1 protein-coding gene is annotated in these 549 nt (G+C 73.8%); it reads right to left on the bottom strand.

The features are described 5' to 3' along the window. Positions 1-499, bottom strand: a 499-nt coding sequence (locus tag KBX06_RS27515) for a ketoacyl-synthetase C-terminal extension domain-containing protein (RefSeq protein ID WP_307854783.1), incomplete at its 3' end; no start/stop codon positions are given. Positions 500-549 lie beyond the last annotated feature (50 nt).

The raw sequence follows: 549 nt of genomic DNA, 5'->3' as shown, positions 1-549 counted from the left end.
ACTCCGCAAACAACGGCTCACACTCATCCACCACCCCCGCAAACACCGCAGACGACCCCAACAACCCCGCACCCATCCCCACCCACTGCCCACCCTGACCCGGAAACACGAACACCACACCGCCCTGCCGGTTCGCACGTCCGGTGAGGACGCCGGGGTGGGCGGCGTCATCGGCGAGAGCCTGGAGCCCGGCCCGGAGCCCGGCGGCGTCGTCGGCGAGGACGGCGGCACGGTGCTCGTGGTGGGCCCGGCGGGTGGCGGCGGTCCGGGCCACCGCCGCCAGGTCGGCGTCCGGGTGCGCCGCCAGCCAGTCGGCCCACCGACCGGCGAGCGCACGCAGGGCGGTCTCGTCCTTCGCGGTGACCACCACCGGCGGTGACGTGACGACCGGCGGCGTCGCGGCGGTGACCGGCTGCCCGGCGTCGGCCGGAGCCTCCTCCAGAATCAGATGCGCATTCGTCCCCGACAACCCGAACGACGACACCCCCGCCCGACGCACCCGCTCACCACGACGCCACACCCGAGCCCGCGTCAACAACTCCAAACCCG

This window comes from Micromonospora sp. C31, from assembly GCF_018070575.1.
GTDB lineage: Bacteria > Actinomycetota > Actinomycetes > Mycobacteriales > Micromonosporaceae > Micromonospora.
Note: the sequence above shows the minus strand (reverse complement) of the source record. Positions and strands in the feature narration are given on the sequence as shown.